Genomic DNA, 255 nt, shown 5'->3' with positions numbered 1-255 from the left:
TCATTCCGACCAAACACGAGCCAGGTTTTCGCCTTGCCCCGTTCCGGGGCTCGGTACCATTTCCGCATCAAAGGTTTGATGCGAGATCGGTATTTGTGCCCCAGCCAGTGCGCCATTTTCCAGAATACGACATGGTCGATGCGCCGGAATACGTGCGCGGTGAAGTCGGTGAACTTATAGAACGCTGCCCATCCCGCCAGTTGACGGTTCAGGCTGGCGATCATGTCGACCGTGCTGACACTATGATTGCCGGAA

The 255-nt window shown here is 56.1% G+C and carries 1 protein-coding gene; it reads right to left on the bottom strand.

Features of this window, described 5'->3' with window-relative positions; translation table 11 throughout:
* The coding region (locus tag I6F35_RS39845) for a group II intron maturase-specific domain-containing protein (protein WP_275945550.1) at window positions 1-224 on the bottom strand (224 nt) is incomplete at its 3' end.
* Window positions 225-255: the final 31 nt, after the last annotated feature.

It is taken from the genome of Bradyrhizobium sp. BRP22 (assembly GCF_020194175.1).
GTDB lineage: Bacteria > Pseudomonadota > Alphaproteobacteria > Rhizobiales > Xanthobacteraceae > Bradyrhizobium.
This window is presented reverse-complemented; position numbering and strand designations above follow the sequence as displayed.